Origin of the sequence: Bacillus sp. B15-48, assembly GCF_016879755.1 — a bacterium.
Lineage (GTDB): Bacteria > Bacillota > Bacilli > Bacillales > Cytobacillaceae > Mesobacillus_B.
Genome location: NZ_WOFU01000008.1, coordinates 88,541 through 112,293 on the forward strand (window position 1 = coordinate 88,541; position 23,753 = coordinate 112,293).

Genomic DNA, 23,753 nt, shown 5'->3' on the forward strand with positions numbered 1-23,753 from the left:
TTCCATTAAATAAAGGCAGATAGATTCGGATGATTTCGATATAATCAAAGAATGTTTGTACTACAATTTCTTTTACACATGTTACTATAATTCTATCGCTCCATTGCACTGACTTTTGACTACATAATGGTTAATTAAATGGATAAAAACAAGAAGGATTAAATGGAGGCATAATGAATGACAGGCAAATGGAATATCTTTTTTTATGCAGGGATTGCATTGATTTTATTATTAGTTGGTTGCAGCCAACAAGAACAAGCTGAAGGCAATCTCGAAAACAAGCAAAAAAATGAATTAATCCTATCGGTTGGTGGCGAGCCTGCTACAGGATTTGATCCAACGGCTGGGTGGGGGAGATATGGTTCTCCCCTGTTTCAAAGTACATTATTGAAAAGAGATAATGATTTACAAATTATCCATGATTTAGCCTCTCGATATGAGGTAAGTGCTGATGGGAAAGTTTGGACAGTTGAATTGCGTGAAGATGTCTACTTTTCTGATGGTCAACCATTAACTGCTGAGGATGTTCAATTTACATTTGAAACAGCCACAGCCAATGGATCGGTCGTTGATTTGACAATGTTAGAAACGATAGAAGCTATCGGTGAATTTACGATACAATTTACGCTGAAAAAAGCCCAATCGACTTTTATTAACTCACTAGTAGCAACTGGAATTGTCCCGAAGCATGCGTATGGAGAGGATTATTCGCAAAATCCGATTGGTTCGGGCCCTTTTCAGCTCGTTCAATGGGATAAAGGACAGCAGTTAATCATCGAGGCAAACCCGAATTATTACGGAGATAAACCTGAATTTCAAAAAATCACCTTTTTATTTTTAAGTGAGGATGCAGCCTTTGCTGCAGCGAAAGCAGGGAATCTTGATGTTGTCGCGATTCCGGCAGCATTTAGTCAGCAAACCGTTCGAGGCATGAGACTTGAAGCAGTGAAAACAGTCGACAATCGGGGAATTGCCTTTCCTTATCTTAAATCAGGAACTGTAACTAACGATGGAATCCTTGTTGGCAATGATGTAACGGCTGATTTAGCGATTCGCCAGGCGATTAATCTTGCTATTGATCGGGAAGCACTTATTGAAGGGGTTTTAGAAGGATACGGCTCACCTGCTTATACTCCTGTCGATAGACTCCCATGGTGGAATCCAGATACGGTTTTTGATGATGGAGATATCGAAAGTGCCCGACAGATTTTACATGATGCAGGCTGGGTTGATGAAGACGGGGATGGTGTGCTTACAAAGGGTGGTTTAAAGGCGGAATTCTCTTTATATTACCCGGCTAATGATGCGATTCGTCAATCTTTAGCGATTGCAGTTGCAGATATGATGAGACCATTAGGGATTGTGATGAAAATTGAAGGGGAAAGCTGGGATGCTATAGAAAAAAAGATGCATTCAAATGCAGTTGTCATGGGATGGGGAAGTCATGACCCGCAAGAACTTTATAACGTCTATAACAGTGAATTTGCAGGAATCGATTATTATAATACCGGGTTTTATTCGAACCAAACTGTTGATGAGTATTTAACGAAGGCATTAGCAGCCCTAAATGAAAAAGAAGCGAATGAATACTGGAAGTTAGCGCAATGGGATGGAAAAACCGGACTAAGTGCCAAAGGAGATGCACCATGGGCATGGCTCGTCAATATTGATCACCTATATTTAGTCAAGAATGAGCTCGATATTGGCAAACAGAGAATTCAACCACATGGACATGGTTGGCCTATAACAGATAATATTGTTGAGTGGAAATGGAATGAAGAATAGAAGCAAGGGAGTTAGAGTTACGATTGCGTTAGGAAAGTTTTTGGTTTTCAAAGCGATAAGAATGGTGACTTTATTAGTTGCCATTTGCTTTATTTCTTTTTTATTAGTGAAAAACTCGCCAATTGACCCGATTCAAGCCTATATTGGGGCAGACATGTTAAAAGTTGGACCAGAGCAACGGGAAAACATTGCAGAGTATTGGGGGCTCGATCAGCCTGTTATGAAGCAGTTTTTTAATTGGGGCTCTGCCTTGTTTTCTGGTGATTTAGGAACTTCAATGATTTATCGTCAACCGGTAGCGGATATCATTGGCGAAAGAATGATTAGTTCTCTAATGCTCATGTTAACAGCTTGGTTTTTATCGGGAATCATTGGCTTTAGTATGGGTGTTCTAGCGGCAATGAAAAAGGATACTTGGGTGGATCGCCTCATTAAATGGTATTGTTATACGTTAGCCTCTACCCCTACATTTTGGATGGGGCTTTTACTACTTATTGTCTTTGCCGTATGGCTTGGCTGGTTTCCAACCGGTTTAGGTGTTCCTGCTGGTGTGCTTGCCGAAGATGTGACAATTGGTGACCGAATTAGGCACTTATTCCTCCCCGCGATGACGCTAAGTATTGTTGGTGTCGCGAATGTTGCTTTACATACTCGCGAGAAATTAATCGACGTCCTTGCTAGTGATTATGTGTTATTTGCCCAAGCACGAGGTGAACGCGGGTGGCTTTTAGTTTCCAGACATGGTTTGCGAAATATTGCTTTGCCAGCAGTTACTCTCCAATTCGCTTCTTTTGGGGAATTGTTCGGTGGGACTGTGCTTGCTGAGCAGGTATTTTCTTATCCGGGACTTGGACAAGCAACTGTAGAAGCCGGGCTAAGCGGGGATGTTCCGCTTTTACTCGGACTAGTCATCGTTAGTACGCTATTTGTTTTTATCGGAAATTTAATTGCTGATTTGCTTTATTATGTGTTAGATCCAAGGACGAGGGAGGAATCAGATAAATGATTTCCAGCCTCAAAAGAAAATATAGAACGGTCTTGCCCTTAAATCGTCGGCAAAGAACATTGTTAAAAGTCATTTTGTCAGTTGTTTTTTTATTCACTGTTGTTTTAGCAGGGTTTTTACTTGATGAGGGGAGAATAGCAACGAACTTAACTGAACGCAATCTCCCTCCTTCCCTTGAACATTTATTTGGAACGGATTGGTTAGGTAGGGATATGTTTACCCGAACCGTGATGGGACTTTCATTAAGTATGGGGGTAGGATTAATTGGGGCGTTTGGAAGTGCAACCATCGCTTTAATTCTTGGAATGGCAGCAGCTACGATGGGGAAGGTGGCTGACCGAATCATCTCTTGGTTGATTGATTTATTTCTTAGTGTTCCCCATTTAGTCACACTAATTTTAATCTCTTTTTCATTAGGGGGCGGATTTAAAGGGATTGTCATTGGCATCGCGCTCACGCATTGGCCTAGTTTAGCCAGGGTGATTCGTGCGGAAGTCATGCAAATCCGATCTGCAGATTATGTGAAGATTTCTAAAAAGATGGGAAAATCAAGCGGTTGGATTGCCGTCCATCATATTTTCCCGCACTTAATTCCGCAAGTTTTAGTCGGTTTTTTATTGCTATTCCCTCATACGATTTTACATGAGGCTGCCGTTACATTTTTAGGTTTAGGGTTGTCCCCACATGAGCCAGCGATTGGAATTATTCTTTCTGAATCAATGAAATATTTATCTACTGGCATGTGGTGGCTGGCTTTTTTTCCAGGTTTATGTCTTGTATTAATGGTTCGTACTTTTGATACAATCGGTGAGAGCTTGCGTGTACTGATTGCTTCCGGTAAAAGTCAGTAGCTGAAACTTAGTTCATTTAGAGGAGTAAATAAAAATAGATGGCTATTCTTGAAGTGGAAAACTTATCAGTCTCTTTTAAACAATATACGAATGGTTTAAAACAAAAAAATGTAAATGTAATTACAAGTTTAAATGTTTCGCTCGAAGAAGGGAAAATCCTTGCAGTAGTTGGGGCGAGTGGTTCAGGGAAAAGTTTACTAGCTCATGCCATTTTAGGAATTCTACCTGATCATGCAGAGGTGAGTGGAAATATTGCTTACAACGGGGAAGAATTAACGCAAGCGCGTCAGTTGGAATTCCGCGGGAAAGAGATTGCTTTCATCCCTCAATCGGTCACTTATTTAGATCCTTTAATGCGGGTTGGGGAACAGGTACGCACATCAGTTAGACAAGGGAATCCCCTTCAGGAACAACGGAAAGTATTTAAGCGATATCGCTTAAGTGAGCATGTTGCGAACCTATTTCCATTTCAACTTTCAGGTGGGATGGCGAGGAGAACGCTCCTATCTACAGCAATGGTCAGTGGGGCAAAGGTGATTCTTGCTGATGAGCCAACACCTGGGCTAGATGAAAAGGTTATGGCAGAAGCATTAGCTCATTTTAAACAGTTTGCTGATTATGGCTGTGCAGTGATGTTCATTACGCATGACATTGAATCTGCATTAAAGATTGCCGATGACATTGCTGTTTTTTATGCAGGCACAACGGTTGAAATTGCCCCAGTGGCAAATTTTAGCGGGGACGGTGAAACGTTAAGGCATCCATATAGCAAGGCATTGTGGAGAGCTTTGCCCCAAAATGGTTTCACGCCAATTCCAGGCTCACAGCCACACCCTGAATTCTTACCGTCTGGCTGCTTATTTGCTCCTCGCTGTCAGATGGCTACGGAAGAATGCGGACAAGTCCAGCCAGAAATGCGAAAGATACGCAATGGAATGGTGAGGTGTATTCATGCAACTTAAAGCAGAGAATGTCGGCTTTCGTTACGGGAATGGACCTTGGTTGTTTCGTGGGATAAATTTCAAGCTTGAACGTGGAGAAATAGTCGGTTTAACGGGACCAAGTGGAATCGGAAAATCAAGTTTTTGTCGAATTTTAGCAGGGTTCGAGCAATCGATAGAGGGGACGGTAACGATCGCGGATGCTCCATTGCCGCAAAAGGGTTTTCATCCAGTACAAATGGTGTTTCAGCATCCGGAAAAAGCAGTGAATCCTCGTTGGAAAATGAAGAGGGTTCTTCATGAATCATGGGTTCCGGATGAAGAAACTCTGGATTTGTTTGGGATTCAGCAGGAGTGGTTATCACGCTTTCCGAATGAATTATCAGGAGGAGAGTTGCAACGCTTTTGTGTCGTTCGTGCCTTAGCTCCGAATACACGTTTCCTTATCGCAGACGAAATGACGACGATGCTTGATGCCATCACCCAATCTCAAATTTGGCAAGCTGTCCTCGAAATTGCGAGAAAAAGAGAAATGGGGATCATTGTTGTCAGTCATGAACCGCATTTACTTCAGAGACTATGCCATCGAGTGGTCGATTTCAGGAGTTTTGCAACTTCAGTATCGTGAAATATATCTTCACATCCATTTCAGCGCCTGAACAAGGCGCTGAAATTTTTGTAAAAAAATCGACAAAGTTATACAAAAAATGTTGACATGAAAGAGAAGGGAGTGTAATATATTAAGAGTCGATAGCAGATATACAATCCTTCGATGGTGAAAAACTTGATATTGCGGGTGTAGTTTACTGGTAAAACCTCAGCCTTCCAAGCTGATGTAGTGGGTTCGATTCCCATCACCCGCTCCAAAATACATACACAACGCAGTGTTTCGTTTGAAAAAGCAACGAAGTATTGCGTTTTTTATTTTTTTAATAAAAGGCTCCTTTTTAAAAAGGAGTTTTTCTTATTGTTTTCTTCTTCACTGACAATTGGCTAATCTGTAAGAGCCCTCTCCGCCATGAATTTGCAGGAACATATTCATTAATGATTCAGTTAACTTCTTGTTTTTTTCAATGCCTAGTGATGGTTGAAGATAGATGATTTGCAATGCATTTTCTGTTTCGGTCGTTACAGCTGAACGTTGCGAATCAACGAACGGACTCCCGAATGGTCCCTCGTTATCTGCGGTGACAATTAAGTTTGCCAGTGAATTGTTTCGCCCGTTTAAGCCAACGTATTCTTCAGTCTCTCCCCCAAGTTTTATTTCAATGCTTCCGGTAAGCTTATCGGCATCATAAATGCCAATTGGTACTTCATATTGAAGTGAGAAAAAATTATTTAAATCAATTGCACTATGTATTGGTTGAAGATAATTTTGTTTCTTTATGCGTCGATACAATGCTTCGGCGGAATGTCTGTAGCGATTCGGATCTTTTCCGGTTTGCTTGAAAATCTGCCGCCACTCATTGATTCCAGCGAAATCAGTTACATTTTTGTCATCTAATTCAACATAAATTGATTCTTGAAATAATTGCAGTCGGCCCTTGAGCATTTGCGGGGAAGTTCCAACTTGTATGTTTTTGTAGCATATGGCACCAGCAATAAATTCGGGAACATGTTGACAAAGCGTATCGGCAATATGAATTTCCAATGTTTCCACCTCCATTATTTCTTTAAAATAGTTTATCATAGATCTCATATGCTTAAACAAATATTAACATATCGTGATAGATACAAATGTTTAGAAGGGAGGGAATTAAATGAATATCCAACAGTTGCAACAAGAAGTGATTGACTATAGTAAAAGAATTGGGATAGATAAAATTGGCTTCGCCTCTCCATCTCCATTTACGGAACTGAGAAATAGGCTTGTTCGTCAGCAGGAGCTTCAATATCAGTCAGGTTTCGAAGAGCCTGATATTGAAAAAAGGGTGCGTCCAGACTTAATCTTCAATCAACCAAAATCAATTATTGCGATTGCTGTTGCATACCCTTCGAAGATGAAAGTGAGAGTCGTTAGTAAAAAAGGGGAACGTCGAGGGATCTTTTGTCGGGCGTCATGGGGAAAGGATTATCACTATATTTTAAGAGAAAAATTAACTAAACTAGAAGAATTTATTGCTTCTAAAGTACCAGAAGCTAGATTTAAATCGATGGTTGATACAGGTGAACTCGTTGATCGGGCCGTGGCTGAACGAGCAGGGATTGGCTGGAGTGGTAAAAATTGTTCGGTTATCACACCTGAATTTGGATCCTATGTATATTTAGGCGAAATGATTACAAATCTTCCATTTATTCCCGATTCGCCAATCGAAGATCAGTGTGGTAGCTGTACGAAATGTTTGGACGCATGTCCTACAGGCGCCCTTGTTCAGGGGGGGCAACTTGATAGCCGGCGTTGTATTGCTTTTCTGACGCAAACAAAAGGATTTTTGCCTGAAGAATTTAGAGAAAAGATCGGGAACCGCTTGTATGGCTGTGATTCTTGTCAAACCGCATGCCCGATGAACAAAGGGAAGGATTTTCATTTCCATCAGGAAACAGAGCCAGATCCAGAGATTGCCAAACCACTATTGAAACCGATTCTTCATATAAGCAACCGAGAGTTCAAAGAAAAGTTTGGTCAAGTATCGGGTTCTTGGCGTGGAAAGAAACCGATACAACGTAATGCAATCCTTGCGCTTGCTCATTTTAAAGATGAAAGTGCGATACCTGTTTTAAAACAAGTATTGACTGACGACCCGCGGCCGGTTCTAAGAGGCACATCGGCATGGTCTTTAGGGAAAATTGGCGGAGCAGAAGCAAAAGTGGCGTTGGAACAGGCTCTAGAAAGAGAAAAAGACGAAGACGTGTTACGGGAAATCCAAAAGGGGCTGGAATTTTTTCGTTGTAACGAATAATGATGAAAGAATAGATGCCAAAAGGGTAACGGGTTCCATTAACGATCGCAAATATTAAAAATGTAATGCAAAATGGCCTTCAAATTGTATCGTAATTTGGAGGTCTATTTTATAACTGGATGTTGATTTCACTGCGTCTGAAAAATAAACGGAAAATTTCCGTCTAAACTGGGAAATATCGATATTTCCCTAAAAATAAGGGGAGTTTTTCCGTTTATATGATCAAAATCTTTGGATTTTTCGATTAAGTCCATATAATTGTGTAAAAAGAAAAGGGTTCATTTTTATCCCTCTTGGAAACAATGTTTTCAACCACGATAAACAATGAAAAGAGGAATAAGAATGACCCAATTACAGTTTAACCTAGATTTGGAACTTTTAAAAGAATCCGTGATGAGTTCAAACTTAGATACAGTAGTTAAATCCGCCATTATTCTTGTCATGAATGAGTATATGGAGAAAGAAAGAGATGATTATCTAAAGGCTGATGCTTATGAACGCTCTGCGGAGCGTCGTGATTATCGGAATGGCTACTATGAGCGTGAATTAACGATGAGTATCGGTAAAATCAAACTTAAAGTTCCTAGAACTCGGAATGGTGAATTTTCAACTTCCATTTTTGAAAAATATGCACGATGTGATCAGGCATTAGTTCTTTCCATGTTGGAGATGGTAATCAATGGTGTATCTACACGAAAAGTAACACATATTGTGGAACAACTATGTGGTGAAGATTTCTCTAAATCATTTGTTTCTTCTCTTACTCAGAAACTTGATCCTATTGTTAATGATTGGGCAAAAAGGCCCTTGAATCTAATATATTATCCTTTCGTTTTTGTAGATGCCATGTATATTAAAGTGCGTGAACATCACCGTGTCGTTTCAAAAGCTGTTTATATTGCGACTGCAATTACAGAGAATAAAAAAAGGGTAATACTTGGATTAAGTGTAGATCACGCTGAAAGCTTTGAGAGCTGGAGTCGCTTTTTCCAACAACTTAAGTCACGTGGCCTACAATCCCCGAAACTAGTCATCTCTGATGCTCATAAAGGGCTCCAGAAAGCGATTCAACGGGAATTTATTGGGACAAGTTGGCAAAGGTGCAATGTACATTTTAAACGAAATATCATAGCGAAGCTTCCTAAAAAAGACTCAGGCGAAATTCGTATGATGATTAAGCGAACTTTTGAAGCTGTCACTATTGAGGATATGAGAAAGTTTAAAGATGAATTGATGAGCCAGTTTGGAGATAATCCTAAATACGAAGCTGCACTTAATATATTAGATGAAGGGTTCGAAGATACCATTCAATACATGGAGCATCCAGAGGATGTTCGTTGCCATATTCGTAGTACTAATTCACTGGAGCGTTTAAACCAAGAAGTACGTAGAAGAGAAAAAGTAATCCGTATTTTTCCTAATACTCAATCTGCTTTCCGTTTAATTGGGGCTGTTTTAATGCAGTATCAAGATACCGTATATTCGAAACAAAAATCTCTTAAAAAGTAGCTATGTTTAATTTTTAAGGCAACTTCCATTTTTGGATTATTCCATACCCAGTCAAGGCTATCAAAGGAAAACCCGCCTTTGACACCCTTGACTGGGTATGGAGCATAAAACCCATGGAAGTTTCGCTCGAAAAATGTAAAGGGTGGTTGTGTCGTTTAACCCAAAGTAATTACATTTAACTGATATTAATTGAAAACATTGTTTTGTATTTTACACAATATTGAGGACTTGACTGATTTTTCCTTATTTAGAGCAGTTAAGCGGAATTCTTCCGCTTATTTCCGCTTTTTAAGCGTGCCCTTTATACATTAGCGGGAAATTCTCCGCTTATTCATTCTCAAACCTACACAAAAATGGTGTTCTCTACGGAATTTGCGATTCACTCTACACTTTGTTTGTTTTACTCTACGAAAACATCGATTTATTCTACACTTTGTTTGTTTTACTCTACGAAAACATCGATTTATTCTACACTTTGTTTGTTTTACTCTACGAAAACCCCAGTTTACTCTCCAAAAGACATAATCTGGAAGCGCACTAGCATCACCATTTCCAATGCCAAGTCTATAAAATTAATCGATACGGAGAAGGTGAAAATGGCTTGCAAACATTTAAATGAGTAAAATTCGCTATTCGGAGTATTAGCAATGAAATTAAAATGGCAAGGGTCTAAACCCTTGCTAATGTTTTTTTAATCTCTCTAGCCTAACAAATTGCCTCGCATAAGGATTGCATTTCCCTGTGCAAATTGGCGTTTTGTGATCGGAAACGAAACCCGTTACCAAAAGGTTCCATTCTTTTTTTATGCGTGAAAGTATTTTTCTTTTCATACATATGTCATATGTGAGGAAAGGAGAGGTCAGTGATGAGAGAGCAATTACAAAAATTATTGGAACAGCGTGTTCGCCAATCCGTGTCTCAATCGAGGGATCGTCTTCATGACTGCCCGTTACTGGAGAAAAAGAAAGAAAGCTGCAACCGGAGAGGAGCGGAAATCATCCGTACGACAGCTGAGGGGAATATTCGCCACTACGATAAAGGAAATGAAGGAACAAATGTATTTTATACCGTTCATTATAAATATTTAATTAAACAAAAATGTGACTTTTTCCTTGAAGAGGGGATTGAGCAGCGAAAAGCGGAATTTTTCAAGGGGGTGCTTGTTGAAGATGCTGAGATAAGTCTGGAAATTCGAGGTGAGAATGAAGTGGAAGGCGAATCAAAAAGTGAAGAATGGGCCGAAATTGACAACGAAGAAAGAATAGCATTTCGGTATGATCGCATGAAAGCTGTTCAATATGCTGAAAGATGGTGGAATGATTATAACCCTAGCTATAAAAAATTTGACGTCGATTGTACAAATTATATTTCTCAATGTTTGCATGCAGGCGGAGCTCCGATGCGTAATTTTCCGAACCGTTCAAAAGGTTGGTGGATGAAGAATGATAATTGGAGTTTTAGCTGGTCGGTGGCTAATTCAATGCGTTGGTACTTGCCGGGATCGAAAGTAGGCTTGCGAGCAAAGGAAGTGAAAAGTCCGAGCCAACTTCAATTGGGGGACGTCATATGTTATGATTTCCAAGGTGATGGCCGCTATGATCACACAACGATTGTGACGGGGAATGACGCCAATGGTATGCCGCTCGTAAATGCGCATACGGCAAATAGCCGAAGTCGGTATTGGGCGTATGAAGATTCGACTGCTTATACTCCGAATATAAAGTATAAATTTTTTACAATTGTTGATAACCAATGATCACGCTTGTTCAATTGTAAAGTGGTATAATAACGATTAGTTTATGATTGAGGTGAGAAAAGTTGGCAGTGCATGTAGTACTTTATCAACCAGAAATTCCAGCAAATACAGGAAATATTGCTAGGACTTGCGCAGCAACAGGAACGACTCTTCACTTAATCAAGCCGCTTGGATTTTCGACAGATGATAAAATGTTAAAGCGTGCGGGATTAGATTATTGGGAGTTTGTGAATATTGTTTATCATGATTCGCTAGAAGATTTTTTCGAAAGTAATCAAGGAGGCGAATTTTTCTATCTGACGAAGCATGGTTCAAAGCCGCATTCAACATATGATTATAGTCAGACTGAAAAAGATTATTATTTCGTTTTTGGCAGGGAAACAAATGGGCTTCCTCAAGAGTTAATTGAAAAAAACAAGGAATGGTGTTTACGCATTCCGATGAATGAGCATGTACGCTCATTAAATTTATCCAATACAGCAGCGATTCTCATATATGAGGTACTCAGACAACAAGATTATCCAAATTTACGATAGAATAAAGAGGACCTCAGGCTTTACTTGGTCCTCTTGGCTTATGTTATACATAATTCTTTATGAGAAAGGTTGGATAAAAATGAACCAAATTATTGAAACGATTTTAAATCATCGTTCTGTTAGGAAATTTGAGGATAAGCTTTTATCAAGAGAACAAATTGAAACGATTGTTAAAAGTGCCCAAGCGGCTTCAACATCGAGTTTTATCCAGGCATACTCAATCATCGGAATCACTGATCAAAGCAAAAAAGCAAAGTTGGCAGAAATAGCTGGCAATCAAACTTATGTAGCTGATAACGGGCATTTTTTTGTGTTTTGTGCAGATCTCCATCGTCAAGTGATCATTACAGAAATGGAAGGAAATGATGTTCTTCCATCGCTTGAAAGTACGGAAAAATTCATGGTAACTCTAATTGATGCGGCATTAGCGGCTCAAAATGCAGCGATTGCTGCAGAGTCAATGGGGCTAGGTATTTGTTATATCGGCGGAATTAGAAACAATTTGGAAGAGGTTCAGCGTTTGTTAAAAACGCCAGAATATGTAATCCCTCTATTTGGAATGGCTGTCGGCTATCCCGCGAAAATCAACGATATTAAGCCACGGTTGCCACTTGAGCATGTGTATATGGAAAACGAGTATACGCAAGATGAGGATATTTTTAAAAAGCAGCTTGAGGAATACAATGAAATTATATCAGCTTATTATAAAGAGAGAACAGGCGGGAGTCGAGCGGAAACATGGACGGCACAAATGGGCCAAATGCTAGAAAAAAAATCAAGAATGTATATGAAGGAATTTGTACAGAAACAGAAATTAAATCTGCGATAAAAAAGAAAAAGCGGCCATTTAGGTCGCTTTTTGCCTCTTATTTTTTCGTAATTCCTGGCTTATCTTCATATCCGCCTGTGAAAATAGCTGCTAAAAATGCAATAGATACCCCTATAATCAATAATAATTTCATGTTTTACAGCCCCCTTTTTCCCGGTTTTCCCATATCCCTTTTATTATAGCCTAAACACTTCCAACTGTGAAGAACAGGCTGTTGTTTGTTTTCATTTTTCGAAAGTGATGTTTTCTAGTTATTAGTTATTGGCATGTTCGATTTCGTTCTTGCATAGAGTATATTAATCGTCTCTTGATAATCGCTAGACAGGGAGGTCCTTATGGATATTTTAAAAAAAATTGAGAGTTACCGCCAGGAAGAAGAAAAGCTTAGATGGGAAGGGACGTTCAGAGAGTATCTGGAGATTCTTAAGGAAAAGTCTTGGGTAGCACAATCAGCACATTCACGGGTTTATAATATGATTAAAGATGCTGGTATTGAAGAGGTGAAAGGGAAGAAAAAATACTCCTTCTTTAGTTCCCAATTGTTTGGTCTTGAAGAAGCCCTTGAAAAATTAGTCGAGGAGTACTTCCATCCTGCAGCAAAACGCCTCGATGTCCGCAAGCGGATCTTGTTATTAATGGGTCCTGTAAGTGGAGGGAAATCAACGTTAGTTACGATGTTGAAGCGAGGACTTGAGCAGTATTCGTTGACTGATAGAGGTGCTATTTATGCGATAAAAGGGTGCCCAATGCATGAAGACCCACTTCATTTAATCCCTCATCACTTACGAGAGGATTTTTATCAAGAATATGGGATTCGGATTGAGGGGAATTTATCTCCGTTAAACATGATGCGTCTTGAACAGGAATACGGCGGGCGCATTGAAGATATGATTGTGGAGAGAATCTTCTTCTCTGAAGACAAAAGAACCGGGATTGGAACATTCAGTCCATCGGATCCAAAGTCACAAGATATCGCTGATTTAACAGGAAGCATTGATTTTTCTACGATTGCTGAATATGGATCAGAATCCGATCCGCGTGCTTATCGGTTTGATGGAGAATTAAACAAAGCGAACAGAGGGATGATGGAGTTCCAAGAAATGCTGAAATGTGATGAGAAATTCCTATGGCATTTGTTGTCGCTAACACAGGAAGGGAATTTCAAAGCAGGTCGATTTGCATTAATTTCAGCTGATGAGTTAATCGTTGCCCATACGAATGAAACCGAATATCGTTCATTTATTTCAAATAAAAAGAATGAGGCGCTTCATTCACGGATTATTGTGATGCCAATCCCTTATAACCTAAAGGTAAGTGATGAAGAGAAGATTTATGAAAAAATGATTCACGAAAGTGATGTAGGGGATGTTCATATTGCTCCACACACACTGAAAGTCGCCTCAATGTTTACCATTCTTACTCGCTTAAAAGAACCGAAAAAAGGCGATATTGATCTAGTGAAGAAAATGCGTTTATATGACGGTGAAAGTGTTGAAGGCTATAATTCTGCTGATGTTAATGAGTTAAAGAAAGAATATCAAGATGAAGGCATGAGCGGGATTGACCCACGTTATGTCATCAATCGAATTTCTTCAACGATTATAAGGAAAGAAATGCAATCAATCAATGCGCTTGACGTGTTGCGGTCATTAAAAGAAGGGCTTGATCAGCATCCGTCAATCACTCAAGAACAACGGGAAAGATATTTGAACTTTATTTCGGTCGCTCGCAAAGAGTATGATGATATTGCGAAGAAAGAAGTGCAAAAAGCATTTGTCTATTCTTATGAGGAATCAGCTAAAACGCTGATGGATAATTACCTTGATAATGTTGAAGCATATTGTAATAAAGTGAAACTTCGGGATCAATTGACCGGAGAAGAAATTAATCCAGATGAAAAATTAATGCGTTCAATTGAAGAACAAATCGGTATATCTGAGAATGCGAAAAAAGCATTCCGGGAGGAAATATTAATTCGTATTTCTGCTTATGCTCGGAAAGGAAAGAGATTCGATTATAACTCACATGATCGGTTAAGAGAAGCGATTCAAAAGAAACTGTTTGCTGATCTAAAGGATGTCGTCAAAATTACTACTTCCACAAAAACACCAGATGAAACGCAGTTGAAAAAGGTCAATGAAGTGGTGGCACGTCTAATCGATGAACATGGCTATAACTCTACTTCTGCAAATGAATTGCTTCGGTATGTAGGTAGTTTACTAAACCGTTAGTCACCTTACCGGGAATCTGCAATAATTGCAGATTCCTTTGTTTATCCGATTTGAATTTGCAAGAAAACTTCCTGTTAAAATTAGCTACATTATTAAAAATGGGCTAGTCCATTTGTTTATTTTTATTGATAATTGTCTAAATAATTTGTAAATTATTTTCTTCCTCTGCATAAGATAGAGTAATCACGTTAAGCATGATTATTTGCATCCGAAATATTGTATGAAACTACTAGCAAATGTGTGAGAAAAAAATGAACAGGAGGGGTTCGAAGATGACCGAAGAAAACAACGGCCAGTTTGTCATTTCCCAGGAAGATTGGTCCCTCCACCGCAAAGGCTATGACGATCAGCAACGTCATCAGGAAAAAGTTCAGGAAGCGATTAAAAATAATTTACCTGATCTAATTACTGAAGAGAGCATCGTGATGTCAAACGGTAGGGAGGTAGTCAAGATCCCAATCCGTTCTCTTGATGAGTATAAAATTCGGTATAATTATGATAAAAATAAACATGTCGGTCAAGGAGACGGAGACAGCAAAGTAGGTGATGTTGTAGCCCGCGATGGATCGGGAAAACCTGCACCTGGAAAAGGTCAAGGAGCAGGGGATCAAGCTGGAGAAGACTACTATGAGGCAGAAGTTTCTATTATGGAGTTGGAAGCTGCGTTATTTAAGCAATTAGAGCTTCCGAATTTGAAGCGAAAAGAGAATCAAGAAGATATCGTTGAGGATATAGAATTTAATGATATTCGTAAGACAGGGTTAATGGGGAATATTGATAAAAAACGAACAATGATGTCAGCGTATAAGCGTAATGCGATGAAAGGGAAACCATCCTTTCATCCAATCTATAAAGAGGATTTAAAGTTCAAAACTTGGAATGAAGTCATCAAGCCTGATTCGAAAGCCGTTGTCCTTGCGATGATGGATACGAGTGGCTCGATGGGATTATGGGAAAAATATATGGCCAGAAGCTTCTTCTTCTGGATGACAAGATTTTTACGCTCAAAGTATGAAACTGTCGAAATCGAATTTATTGCGCATCATACGGAAGCAAAGGTCGTTTCTGAGGAAGACTTTTTCTCAAAAGGAGAAAGTGGAGGAACGATTTGCTCATCAGCCTACCGAAAATCGCTAGAATTGATTGAAACAAAATATGATCCGCAAAAGTTTAATATTTATCCATTTCACTTTTCTGATGGGGATAACTTAACGTCAGATAATGCACGCTGCGTTAAGCTAGTTGAGGAGCTGATGAAAGTATCCAATATGTTTGGATATGGGGAAGTCAACCAATATAATCGCCACTCAACATTAATGTCCGCTTATAAAAACATCAAAGATGAACGATTCCGCTATTATATCCTCAAGCAAAAAGCCGATGTATTTCACGCCATGAAGAGCTTTTTTACTAAAGAGCAAGAAGATAAGATGTTTGCTTAACCAAAATCGACAGGCCACGATGACCTGTCGATTTTTTTTATTAAATCACCTCTGCAGGTGAAATAAGCCGATAATTTGCCGGAATTTTGTCATTATCTTATTGACGAAATACAGGGTGAATGATACTCTACAAAGTGAAAATGTTAATTAGTTTATTTACTAAATTAATAAGGGCTAATATTTGGAAAAATCAGGTTTTTATTAAAATTTTCATAGAGCATGAATATGCTCAAACAAAATATTTGTTGAAAGGAAATGAATATGACAAAACAACAAATTGGCGTTATCGGATTGGCAGTAATGGGGAAAAATCTTGCACTTAATATTGAGAGCAGGGGGTACACTGTTTCAGTTTACAACAGATCAGCAGATAAAACGGAATTATTTATAGAAAATGAAGCAAAAGGAAAACAGTTTCAAGGTACATACAGTGTTGAAGAGTTTATTCAGTCACTTGAAAAACCACGTAAAATTCTTTTAATGGTTAAAGCAGGAGCAGCGACTGATGCAACAATTGATTCTTTAAAGCCGTATCTAGAAAAAGGAGATATCCTTATCGATGGAGGAAATACTTACTTTGAAGATACGGTACGTAGAAACAAAGAACTATCTGAATTAGGCATTAACTTCGTTGGTACAGGTGTTTCAGGTGGTGAGGAAGGTGCATTGAAAGGACCTTCAATTATGCCTGGCGGACAGAAGGAAGCGTATGAACTCGTTAAACCAATCTTTGAAGCTATTTCTGCAAAGGTTGAAGGCGATGCATGTTGTACATATATTGGACCAAACGGTGCGGGTCATTATGTAAAAATGGTTCATAACGGCATTGAGTACGGCGATATGCAACTTATTTCTGAAGCTTATTTTATTTTAAAGAATGTCCTAGGACTTACGACTCAAGAGCTTCATGAAGTGTTCGCTGAGTGGAATAAAGGCGAACTGGATAGCTACTTAATTGAAATCACTGCAGACATCTTCACGAAAATTGATGAAGAAACAGGCAAGCCGCTTGTTGATGTTATTTTAGATAAAGCAGGTCAAAAAGGCACAGGAAAATGGACAAGCAGCAATGCGCTTGACCTAGGTATTCCGCTATCAATTATTACTGAATCGGTATTTGCACGCTTTATGTCGGCGATTAAAGATGAGCGTGTGAAGGCAAGCCAGGTTCTAAACGGACCTGAAGTTCCAGCTTTTGATGGCGATAAGAGAGAATTAATCGAAGCTGTACGCAAAGCATTGTATATGAGTAAGATTGTTTCTTATGCACAAGGTTTCGCACAAATGAAAGCTGCATCTGAAGAGTATGGTTGGGACCTTCGCTTCGGTGATATCGCAATGATTTTCCGCGGTGGCTGCATTATTCGTGCACAATTCCTTCATAAAATTAAAGAGGCATTCGATCGCGATGCAAGTCTTGCAAACTTACTGCTCGATCCATATTTCAAAGATATTGCGGAAAGCTACCAATCTGCATTACGTAAAGTGGTTTCATTGGCGGTTGAGCGAGGAATTCCGGTACCATCCTTCTCTAGCGCGATTGTTTATTATGATAGCTATCGAACAGAAACGTTACCAGCGAATCTCATCCAAGCACAACGTGACTACTTTGGTGCACATACGTATGAGCGAGTTGACAAAGAAGGCGTATTCCATACTGAATGGATGAAAAAATAATAGGAAAACAAAACGAACCCCCTTCGATTCTGAAGGGGGTTTCTCTAAGCTAAGTTCATCTAAAATTAGGAATGGAATAAGCGATAATAATTAAATAAGTGCGTTTTTATAGCTTTCTTCTTCGTAAGTAAGATTTAGCATTGGGACATCAAGGAAATGCTTGATTGAAAAGGCACATGCCCCCATGGCACATGATTTTACCCCAAGCTTGGAGATGGATAATTCCCGGTAATGATTAACAGATGAAACTAGATTTTCTGTTATTTTTTTTATCACATCAGGATTGTTACGAAGCAAGTGGCTATCAAGAACGATTACATCAGGATTATATAAATTTATTAAATTATTAATCCCAATCGTAAGATAATAAATAAAATCATCCATTTTCGTACACACTTTTTCATTTCCTTCATCAATCCATTTTTGCACTTGGCGATGAGTAAGGTTTTTCTGCTCCATTTCTTCGGCAAGATCGTTAAAGAAACTAGTTTCAGAGGCATATCGCTCCCAACAGCCTTCGTTCCCACAATTACATTTTTTACCGCCGGGAACAAGAATCATATGCCCAGCTTCACCAGCAAATCCATCATTTCCGCGGAAAAATTCGCTGTTCATCATCATCCCTAACCCGATGCCGGAGTATAAGCTGACAGATAATAGATTTTCGGCCTCATGATAAACGTACACTCTTTCAGCCAATGAAGAGAGGTTTGCATTATTTTCAATATAAATATTCAGATCAAACTCTTTCTTTAAGTCTGTTTTAAGATGAATGTTTTTCCATTTAAACCGAGGGACAAAAGCAATGACTTCATCCTTGTTTACTAAACCGTGAATACCAATCGTAACTCCAACAATCCCATACGGAATATGTTTATATGACTCTCGATAAGTCTTTATTTGGTTAATTAATAATTGAAGAATTTCACTGTATTCTGTTGCTTCCGTATGAATCGTTTCTGTGCAAACCGGTACACCGAGAAGATTTGACATAGTGAAGGTGATTTCTCCGTAGTCCAAGTCAATGCCGAGAGCATAGCCTGCTTCTCCGTTAATAGAAAGCATGATTGGTTTTCTACCGACAGATAAATGCTCTTGCTGTGTTTCTAATATTAGTCCTTCTTCAATTAAATCTGCTACTTGGGCAGAAATCGTTGCACGCGTTAAATGAGTGATTTTCGATAAATCTGCTCGAGAAATAAAACGTTCTTCGATAATTTTTCTTAGAATCATTGATCGATTAATTTTTTTTATAAAAGCTGAATCTCCTGTAGCCATAAGATGCCCTCCGCGTCTACTTTTTCTCCATTTTCATTATAATTATAAATGATTTCTCTACCTCGAATCCTACTCTAAATCAACATTTTTAAAAATCTTGCAGGATGGTGCTTTAAAAAAGTGAATAACATAGGAGTAAAGTCCATTATATTGACGAAAACTATATTAAATGATAAATTAGCATTGATATTTGTTAACTCACTAAACAAATTGGTTTTGTTGTGAGGATAAAAGGCTTACATCATTATATTGCTTTCATTAGGAATATTCAACAATTGGGGGGAATTACTAATAAGAGCTTCAACATTGAACACTTCCTAAAGAATCATTCGGTGGCGGGTCAATTATATGAAGCTGTGCTGAAAGACACTCCCATTTTTTACTATCATTTCCACCTAGCACAATAGGAAATTCGGTAAAATAAAAAGTTCGAAATTATGACACAAATTTGGTGGTTTAATCATCCTAGTTGGTGAATATCTTTTAGCGCCGATGATTAGGAATAAGGGATATAATAATGCAGAAAACTATTTTTTAAAGCGGTAAATAATTCTGTCAAGGGAGGAAGTTAATCTATGGGTATTATCCATGAATTGGTGAAGGATATTCCAGTTCCGAAAATGATAAAAGTAAAGCAGCATTTTGACGATAGTAAAATTGAAAACTTCGAAGCAGTGTTGCAAGAAAAGCTTCGAGTTGAAAAAATCAAAGAAAAGATTCGCCCTGGGATGTCGATTGCAGTTGCGGTTGGCAGTCGTGGAGTTGACCGATTAGTCGATATGACTAGAGAAACGGTGAGCTTTTTGAAAGAATTAGGCGCAAATCCATTCATTGTTCCTAGTATGGGCAGCCACGGCGGGGCAACGGCTCAGGGGCAAATTGATGTTTTAGCACATCTTGGGGTAACAGAAGACAGTGTCGGTGCAGAAATCCGTTCTTCAATGGAAGTCATTAAAGTTGGCGAATTAGAAAATGGACTCCCAGTCTATATTGATAAACTTGCATCCGAAGCGGATGGTATCGTCGTCATAAACCGGGTAAAACCACATACTGCTTTCCGCGGCCGTGTAGAAAGTGGCATCATGAAGATGATTAGCATTGGCTTAGGAAAGCAAAAGGGAGCAGAGGCTTGCCATCAGCTAGGGTTTAAATACATGGCTGAACATGTTCCAGCGATGGCAAAAATGATCATTGATAAATACCCGATTTTATTTGGGGTTGCTACAGTTGAGAATGCGTTCGATAAAGTAGCCGTCGTGGATGTTCTTGCTACAGAAGAAATCGAAGAAAAAGAGGTTGAGCTGCAAGCGAAGGCAAAAGAACTTTTGCCGAAACTGTTCTTTGATAAAATTGATGTTCTTGTCATCGATCAAATTGGAAAGAATATTAGTGGAGATGGGATGGATCCAAACATCACAGGGCGTTATCCTACTCCTTATGCGCACGGCGGACCTGATGTAACAAAAATGGTTGTTTTAGATTTAACAGAAGAGACAGAAGGAAATGCAAATGGGGTTGGAACGGCTGATTTCACAACGCAACGATTAGTGGATAAAATGGATCGTGAAACGACTTATGCGAATGGTTTAACATCAACCGTTGTCGCGCCAACGAAAATTGCAACCACATTAGCAAATGACAAAGAGGCCATCCAGGCTGCAATTAAAACGAGCAATATTCTTAATTTTACTGATGTTAAGATGGTTCGCATTAAAAATACGCTTGTATTGAGTGAAATCGAGGTATCAGAAGCGTTGCTAGATTATGTGAAAGACCATCCAAATCTAGAAATCATTAAAGAACAAACTGAAATTCAATTTGACGAAAAAAATAACTTATTCTAATTTAAAGGAGCTCTAAAAATGAATTCATTATTTGATCTATCTGGTAAGACAGTAGTAGCAATTGGCGGAAACAGTGTACTTGGATCAGCAATGGTGAAAGGTATGGCTGCTCATGGTGCGCAAATTGCCGTTGTTGGACGTAATCTTGAAAAAGCAGATCAAGTAGCCCAGGAGATTGTCCAAGAGGGTGGAAAAGCAAAAGCTTTTCAAGCGGATGTCATTTCAAGAGAGGCATTGGAAAAAGCAGCAGATGAAATCGTGCAGTGGGCAGGTGGATTTGATGTGTTATTAAATGCCCCTGGGAAAAATAGCAATACACCGTTCTTTGAATTGAAAGACGAAGAGTGGGATGATATCATGGAAGTTAATTTAAAAGGCATGTTTGTTACTTGCCAAATCTTTGCGAAGCGATTGATTGATCAAGGTAAAAAAGGCAGTATCATTAATATTTCATCTGTTTCTTCAACTACGCCACTGTCAAAAGTATTTACATATTCAGTTTCTAAAGCGGGAGTAAATAGCATGACACAATATCTTGCAAAAGAGCTTGCTCCACATGGTATTCGTGTTAACGCGATTATTCCAGGTTTCTTCCCAGCTGAACAAAACAGAAAAATCTTAAATCCAGATCGTATCCAATCAATCATGAACCATACTCCAATGAATCGTTTTGGTGAAGCAGAAGAACTTCAAGGAGCAGCTGTATTCCTAGCTTCTGAAAAAGCTTCTAGTTTTGTAACTGGTGCATTGCTTCGTGTAGATGGCGGCTTTGGGTCACAAACCATTTAAGATGTAAGTTTGGGAGGGGACGGCATGATTATAGAAAAATATTCTAAATTACAGGAGATTCTCCGGGAAATGGAAACGGTAGTCGTAGCATTTTCAGGTGGTGTTGACAGCACCTTTTTATTAAAGGTGGCTGTTGATACTTTAGGTTATGATTACGTTTTAGCCGTTACCGCAGACTCGGAAACCTACCCTTCAAGTGAGCTATTAGCGGCAAAGGAATTAGCGAAGCGAATTGGTGCGAAGCATCAAGTAATTGAGACATCTGAACTTGCGATTCCTGGTTATACTGAAAACGATCAAAATCGTTGCTATTTCTGTAAAAGCAGTCTTTTTGACCACTTAGTTCCAATCATGGAAGAACGAGGATTTAACAATGTTATTTATGGTGTCATTGCGGATGATATGAATGAATTTCGCCCAGGGATGAAAGCAGCAAAAGAACAAGGAGTCCGCGGCCCACTTCAAGAAGCGAATCTCTTTAAAGAAGAAATTAGGGAATTGTCACGTGAATTTGATTTGCCTACTTGGAATAAACCATCTTTTGCTTGTCTATCATCGCGGATTGCTTATGGTGAAAAAATAACAATCGATAAGTTAACAAAAGTAGATAAAGCTGAAGCTTATTTAAAGTCTTTATCGATTCGACAAGTGCGTGTTCGAACCCACGATGAGATAGCGAGAATAGAAGTGGAAAAAACTGACATGCCGCTTGTGCTGCAGCACCATGAGGAAATTTCCAAAAAGTTGCAGCAATTCGGCTATAAATATGTTTCCCTTGATTTGGTAGGCTATCAAAGCGGGAGCATGAATAAAGCTCTACAATTTAGTGATAAGGACGATTTGAAATCATGGCAAAAAACTATATCTTAGGACTTGATATTGGTACAACAAGTGTGAAAGTTGTTGTCTTTCATTTAAATGGGAAAGTAGCTGCAGAACATGAGGAGTTAATTACTTCATATTTTCCTGAACAGGGATGGGTGGAACAGGATCCTGAAGAAATCTTTCAAGCCACTTTAATAGCCATTAAAGAAGGGATTAATAAATCAGGAGTAAGTTCCAGCGGACTTGTGGGGATTGGCTTTTCAAGTGCGATGCATTCTCTTATTTGTGCGGATGAAAATGGTCAGCCGTTGTCACGTGCAATTATTTGGTCTGATGGCAGAAGCAGTGAGCAAGCTGAAAGGATTAAAAAATCTGAAGGCGAAGCGATTTATGCGAAGACCGGGACACCGATTCATCCAATGTCACCATTTGTGAAGCTATTATGGATGAAAGAAACCGATTATGAACCGTACAAAAAGGCGGCATACTTTTTCTCAATAAAAGAGTATATCCTTTATAAATGGTACGGTAAGCGGGTCATCGACTATGGAATGGCTTCGGCAACAGGCTTGTTCAATGGAACGACGTTGCAATGGGAAGCGAGTGCCCTTGACATTGTTCAAGTGGATGCAAATAAACTATCAAAACCAGTCCCACCAACAGAACTCCTTCGTGGAATTCAAGAGGAATACGCTCAGCAAATGGGTATTTCAGCGGAACTGCCTCTCTCTGTCGGCTCAGCAGATGGGCAATTAGCGAATCTCGGAATCGGTGCGATTCTCCCGGGGGAAGTGGTCGTAACGGTTGGAACGAGTGGAGCGGTTAGACAATGGACGGGTGGGTTTCAAACGGATACTCAACAAGAAACGTTTAGTTACCGATTCTCAGAAGCTACTTCGATCGTAGGCGGACCAACGAATAATGGCGGCATTGCCCTTGAATGGTTGAAGGGAGTTTTAAACGACCAAGGTCCATATGATGAGTTCACGGCAACAGCAGAAAAGGCACCTATCGGTTCAGAAGGAATGGTGTTTCTCCCTTATGTGAATGGAGAACGAGCACCTCTCTGGAATCAGAAAGCAAAGGGAACGTTCTTCGGAATGACGATAGGTCATCAAAAGGAACATTTTGTGCGTGCCGTACTGGAAGGAATCAGTTTTAATCTCTATCAAATAAACCAAGCGCTTGAGCGATTGGCTGGAGAAACGGAAAAGATTTATGTAAATGGTGGCTTAGCTCGCTCCCCGTTATGGCTTCAGATGATGGCAGATATTTTCGGAAAACCAATTTATGTTCCTGAAAGTCATCATAGTGCAGCATGGGGAGCAGCTTGGACTGCATTAGTGGCGATGGGTGAAGTCTCGTCGTTTGAAGAAATAAAAAAGAACATCCCGATGCAGGGAAGCGTGATGCCAAATGAAGAAAACCATCGACTGTATCAAGAGGTTTATGAAAAATATGCTCGTTTGGCAAAGGATTTATCCGTTTATTACAAGTAAAGCGGGCAAATCAGCGAACGTATTTCATATGAAGAAGGAAAAGTAGTATTCTTTT

19 protein-coding genes and 1 tRNA gene are annotated in these 23,753 nt (G+C 39.3%); 18 read left to right on the plus strand and 2 right to left on the minus strand.

The features are described 5' to 3' along the window. Nucleotides 1–177: 177 nt before the first annotated feature. The 6 genes from GNT69_RS20635 (at nt 178) to GNT69_RS20660 (ending at nt 5,449) form a co-directional block, all read left to right on the plus strand. The gene (locus GNT69_RS20635; RefSeq protein ID WP_203556889.1) at nt 178–1,785 is read left to right on the plus strand and encodes an ABC transporter substrate-binding protein; all 1,608 of its coding nucleotides are present in this window, start codon (nt 178–180) and stop codon (nt 1,783–1,785) included. Beyond that, entirely contained in the window at nt 1,775–2,791 is a 1,017-nt protein-coding gene (locus GNT69_RS20640) for an ABC transporter permease (protein WP_239094374.1), read from the plus strand. The genes GNT69_RS20635 and GNT69_RS20640 overlap by 11 nt, the downstream gene beginning before the upstream one ends. Beyond that, nucleotides 2,788–3,642, plus strand: a complete 855-nt coding sequence (locus GNT69_RS20645; protein WP_203556890.1) for an ABC transporter permease — start codon at nt 2,788–2,790, stop codon at nt 3,640–3,642. Before GNT69_RS20640 ends, GNT69_RS20645 begins: the two co-directional genes overlap by 4 nt. A 38-nt stretch (nt 3,643–3,680) precedes the next feature. Further along, complete coding sequence (locus GNT69_RS20650; RefSeq protein ID WP_203556891.1) at nt 3,681–4,604, plus strand: ABC transporter ATP-binding protein; 924 nt, start codon at nt 3,681–3,683, stop codon at nt 4,602–4,604. Then, on the plus strand, nt 4,594–5,211 hold the full coding sequence (locus GNT69_RS20655; RefSeq protein WP_203556892.1) for an ABC transporter ATP-binding protein: 618 nt from the start codon (nt 4,594–4,596) through the stop codon (nt 5,209–5,211). Before GNT69_RS20650 ends, GNT69_RS20655 begins: the two co-directional genes overlap by 11 nt. 164 nt (nt 5,212–5,375) lie before the next feature. Then, nucleotides 5,376–5,449: transfer RNA gene (locus GNT69_RS20660), tRNA-Gly, on the plus strand. 113 nt (nt 5,450–5,562) lie between these two features. On the opposite strand, the gene GNT69_RS20665 is transcribed toward GNT69_RS20660, so the two are convergent. Further along, nucleotides 5,563–6,234 carry a B3/B4 domain-containing protein gene (locus GNT69_RS20665; RefSeq protein ID WP_203556893.1) on the minus strand — a complete coding sequence of 224 codons (672 nt, stop codon included), beginning with the start codon at nt 6,232–6,234 and terminating at the stop codon, nt 5,563–5,565. Between the two features lie 109 nt (nt 6,235–6,343). On the opposite strand from GNT69_RS20665, the gene queG reads away from it, so the two are divergent. The 8 genes from queG (at nt 6,344) to gndA (ending at nt 17,463) form a co-directional block, all read left to right on the plus strand. Further along, a complete protein-coding gene (gene queG / locus GNT69_RS20670) occupies nt 6,344–7,483 on the plus strand; it encodes a tRNA epoxyqueuosine(34) reductase QueG (RefSeq protein WP_203556894.1) in 1,140 nt (379 codons plus the stop codon). A gap of 342 nt (nt 7,484–7,825) precedes the next feature. Next, the gene (locus tag GNT69_RS20675) at nt 7,826–8,992 is read left to right on the plus strand and encodes an IS256 family transposase (protein WP_203553122.1); all 1,167 of its coding nucleotides are present in this window, start codon (nt 7,826–7,828) and stop codon (nt 8,990–8,992) included. A gap of 865 nt (nt 8,993–9,857) precedes the next feature. After that, nucleotides 9,858–10,748, plus strand: a complete 891-nt coding sequence (locus GNT69_RS20680; RefSeq protein WP_203556895.1) for an amidase domain-containing protein — start codon at nt 9,858–9,860, stop codon at nt 10,746–10,748. Nucleotides 10,749–10,810: 62 nt separating this feature from the next. Further along, the gene (gene trmL, locus GNT69_RS20685; RefSeq protein ID WP_203556896.1) at nt 10,811–11,284 is read left to right on the plus strand and encodes a tRNA (uridine(34)/cytosine(34)/5-carboxymethylaminomethyluridine(34)-2'-O)-methyltransferase TrmL; all 474 of its coding nucleotides are present in this window, start codon (nt 10,811–10,813) and stop codon (nt 11,282–11,284) included. Between the two features lie 79 nt (nt 11,285–11,363). Beyond that, on the plus strand, nt 11,364–12,113 hold the full coding sequence (gene nfsA / locus GNT69_RS20690; RefSeq protein ID WP_203556897.1) for an oxygen-insensitive NADPH nitroreductase: 750 nt from the start codon (nt 11,364–11,366) through the stop codon (nt 12,111–12,113). A 335-nt stretch (nt 12,114–12,448) separates the two neighbouring features. Continuing rightward, nucleotides 12,449–14,344: a PrkA family serine protein kinase gene (locus GNT69_RS20695; protein ID WP_203556898.1), complete on the plus strand. Its 1,896-nt coding sequence runs from the start codon at nt 12,449–12,451 to the stop codon at nt 14,342–14,344. A gap of 272 nt (nt 14,345–14,616) precedes the next feature. After that, on the plus strand, nt 14,617–15,786 hold the full coding sequence (yhbH, locus tag GNT69_RS20700) for a sporulation protein YhbH (protein WP_203556899.1): 1,170 nt from the start codon (nt 14,617–14,619) through the stop codon (nt 15,784–15,786). Between the two features lie 261 nt (nt 15,787–16,047). Then, entirely contained in the window at nt 16,048–17,463 is a 1,416-nt protein-coding gene (gene gndA, locus GNT69_RS20705) for an NADP-dependent phosphogluconate dehydrogenase (RefSeq protein WP_203556900.1), read from the plus strand. Between the two features lie 90 nt (nt 17,464–17,553). Here gndA and GNT69_RS20710 read toward each other — a convergent pair whose 3' ends face one another. After that, the gene (locus GNT69_RS20710) at nt 17,554–18,741 is read right to left on the minus strand and encodes an ROK family transcriptional regulator (protein ID WP_203556901.1); all 1,188 of its coding nucleotides are present in this window, start codon (nt 18,739–18,741) and stop codon (nt 17,554–17,556) included. A 575-nt stretch (nt 18,742–19,316) separates the two neighbouring features. Between GNT69_RS20710 and GNT69_RS20715 the strand changes: the two genes are divergently transcribed. The 4 genes from GNT69_RS20715 to GNT69_RS20730 are packed head-to-tail and all read left to right on the plus strand — an operon-like array spanning nt 19,317 to nt 23,698. Next, a complete protein-coding gene (locus GNT69_RS20715; protein WP_203556902.1) occupies nt 19,317–20,585 on the plus strand; it encodes a nickel pincer cofactor-dependent isomerase, group 22 in 1,269 nt (422 codons plus the stop codon). 18 nt (nt 20,586–20,603) lie between these two features. Continuing rightward, nucleotides 20,604–21,374 carry an SDR family oxidoreductase gene (locus tag GNT69_RS20720; protein ID WP_203556903.1) on the plus strand — a complete coding sequence of 257 codons (771 nt, stop codon included), beginning with the start codon at nt 20,604–20,606 and terminating at the stop codon, nt 21,372–21,374. Between the two features lie 24 nt (nt 21,375–21,398). Further along, the gene (gene larE, locus GNT69_RS20725; protein ID WP_203556904.1) at nt 21,399–22,244 is read left to right on the plus strand and encodes an ATP-dependent sacrificial sulfur transferase LarE; all 846 of its coding nucleotides are present in this window, start codon (nt 21,399–21,401) and stop codon (nt 22,242–22,244) included. Further along, nucleotides 22,223–23,698: a gluconokinase gene (locus tag GNT69_RS20730; RefSeq protein WP_203556905.1), complete on the plus strand. Its 1,476-nt coding sequence runs from the start codon at nt 22,223–22,225 to the stop codon at nt 23,696–23,698. The genes larE and GNT69_RS20730 overlap by 22 nt, the downstream gene beginning before the upstream one ends. Nucleotides 23,699–23,753: the final 55 nt, after the last annotated feature.

Coding starts and splice junctions, on each gene's coding strand:
- GNT69_RS20635 (WP_203556889.1), top strand. CDS start 178: ATGACAGGCAAATGGAATATCTTTTTTTATGCAGGGATTGCATTGATT.
- GNT69_RS20640 (WP_239094374.1), top strand. CDS start 1,775: ATGAAGAATAGAAGCAAGGGAGTTAGAGTTACGATTGCGTTAGGAAAG.
- GNT69_RS20645 (WP_203556890.1), top strand. CDS start 2,788: ATGATTTCCAGCCTCAAAAGAAAATATAGAACGGTCTTGCCCTTAAAT.
- GNT69_RS20650 (WP_203556891.1), top strand. CDS start 3,681: ATGGCTATTCTTGAAGTGGAAAACTTATCAGTCTCTTTTAAACAATAT.
- GNT69_RS20655 (WP_203556892.1), top strand. CDS start 4,594: ATGCAACTTAAAGCAGAGAATGTCGGCTTTCGTTACGGGAATGGACCT.
- queG (WP_203556894.1), top strand. CDS start 6,344: ATGAATATCCAACAGTTGCAACAAGAAGTGATTGACTATAGTAAAAGA.
- GNT69_RS20675 (WP_203553122.1), top strand. CDS start 7,826: ATGACCCAATTACAGTTTAACCTAGATTTGGAACTTTTAAAAGAATCC.
- GNT69_RS20680 (WP_203556895.1), top strand. CDS start 9,858: ATGAGAGAGCAATTACAAAAATTATTGGAACAGCGTGTTCGCCAATCC.
- nfsA (WP_203556897.1), top strand. CDS start 11,364: ATGAACCAAATTATTGAAACGATTTTAAATCATCGTTCTGTTAGGAAA.
- GNT69_RS20695 (WP_203556898.1), top strand. CDS start 12,449: ATGGATATTTTAAAAAAAATTGAGAGTTACCGCCAGGAAGAAGAAAAG.
- yhbH (WP_203556899.1), top strand. CDS start 14,617: ATGACCGAAGAAAACAACGGCCAGTTTGTCATTTCCCAGGAAGATTGG.
- gndA (WP_203556900.1), top strand. CDS start 16,048: ATGACAAAACAACAAATTGGCGTTATCGGATTGGCAGTAATGGGGAAA.
- GNT69_RS20710 (WP_203556901.1), bottom strand. CDS start 18,741: ATGGCTACAGGAGATTCAGCTTTTATAAAAAAAATTAATCGATCAATG.
- GNT69_RS20715 (WP_203556902.1), top strand. CDS start 19,317: ATGGGTATTATCCATGAATTGGTGAAGGATATTCCAGTTCCGAAAATG.
- GNT69_RS20720 (WP_203556903.1), top strand. CDS start 20,604: ATGAATTCATTATTTGATCTATCTGGTAAGACAGTAGTAGCAATTGGC.
- larE (WP_203556904.1), top strand. CDS start 21,399: ATGATTATAGAAAAATATTCTAAATTACAGGAGATTCTCCGGGAAATG.
- GNT69_RS20730 (WP_203556905.1), top strand. CDS start 22,223: ATGGCAAAAAACTATATCTTAGGACTTGATATTGGTACAACAAGTGTG.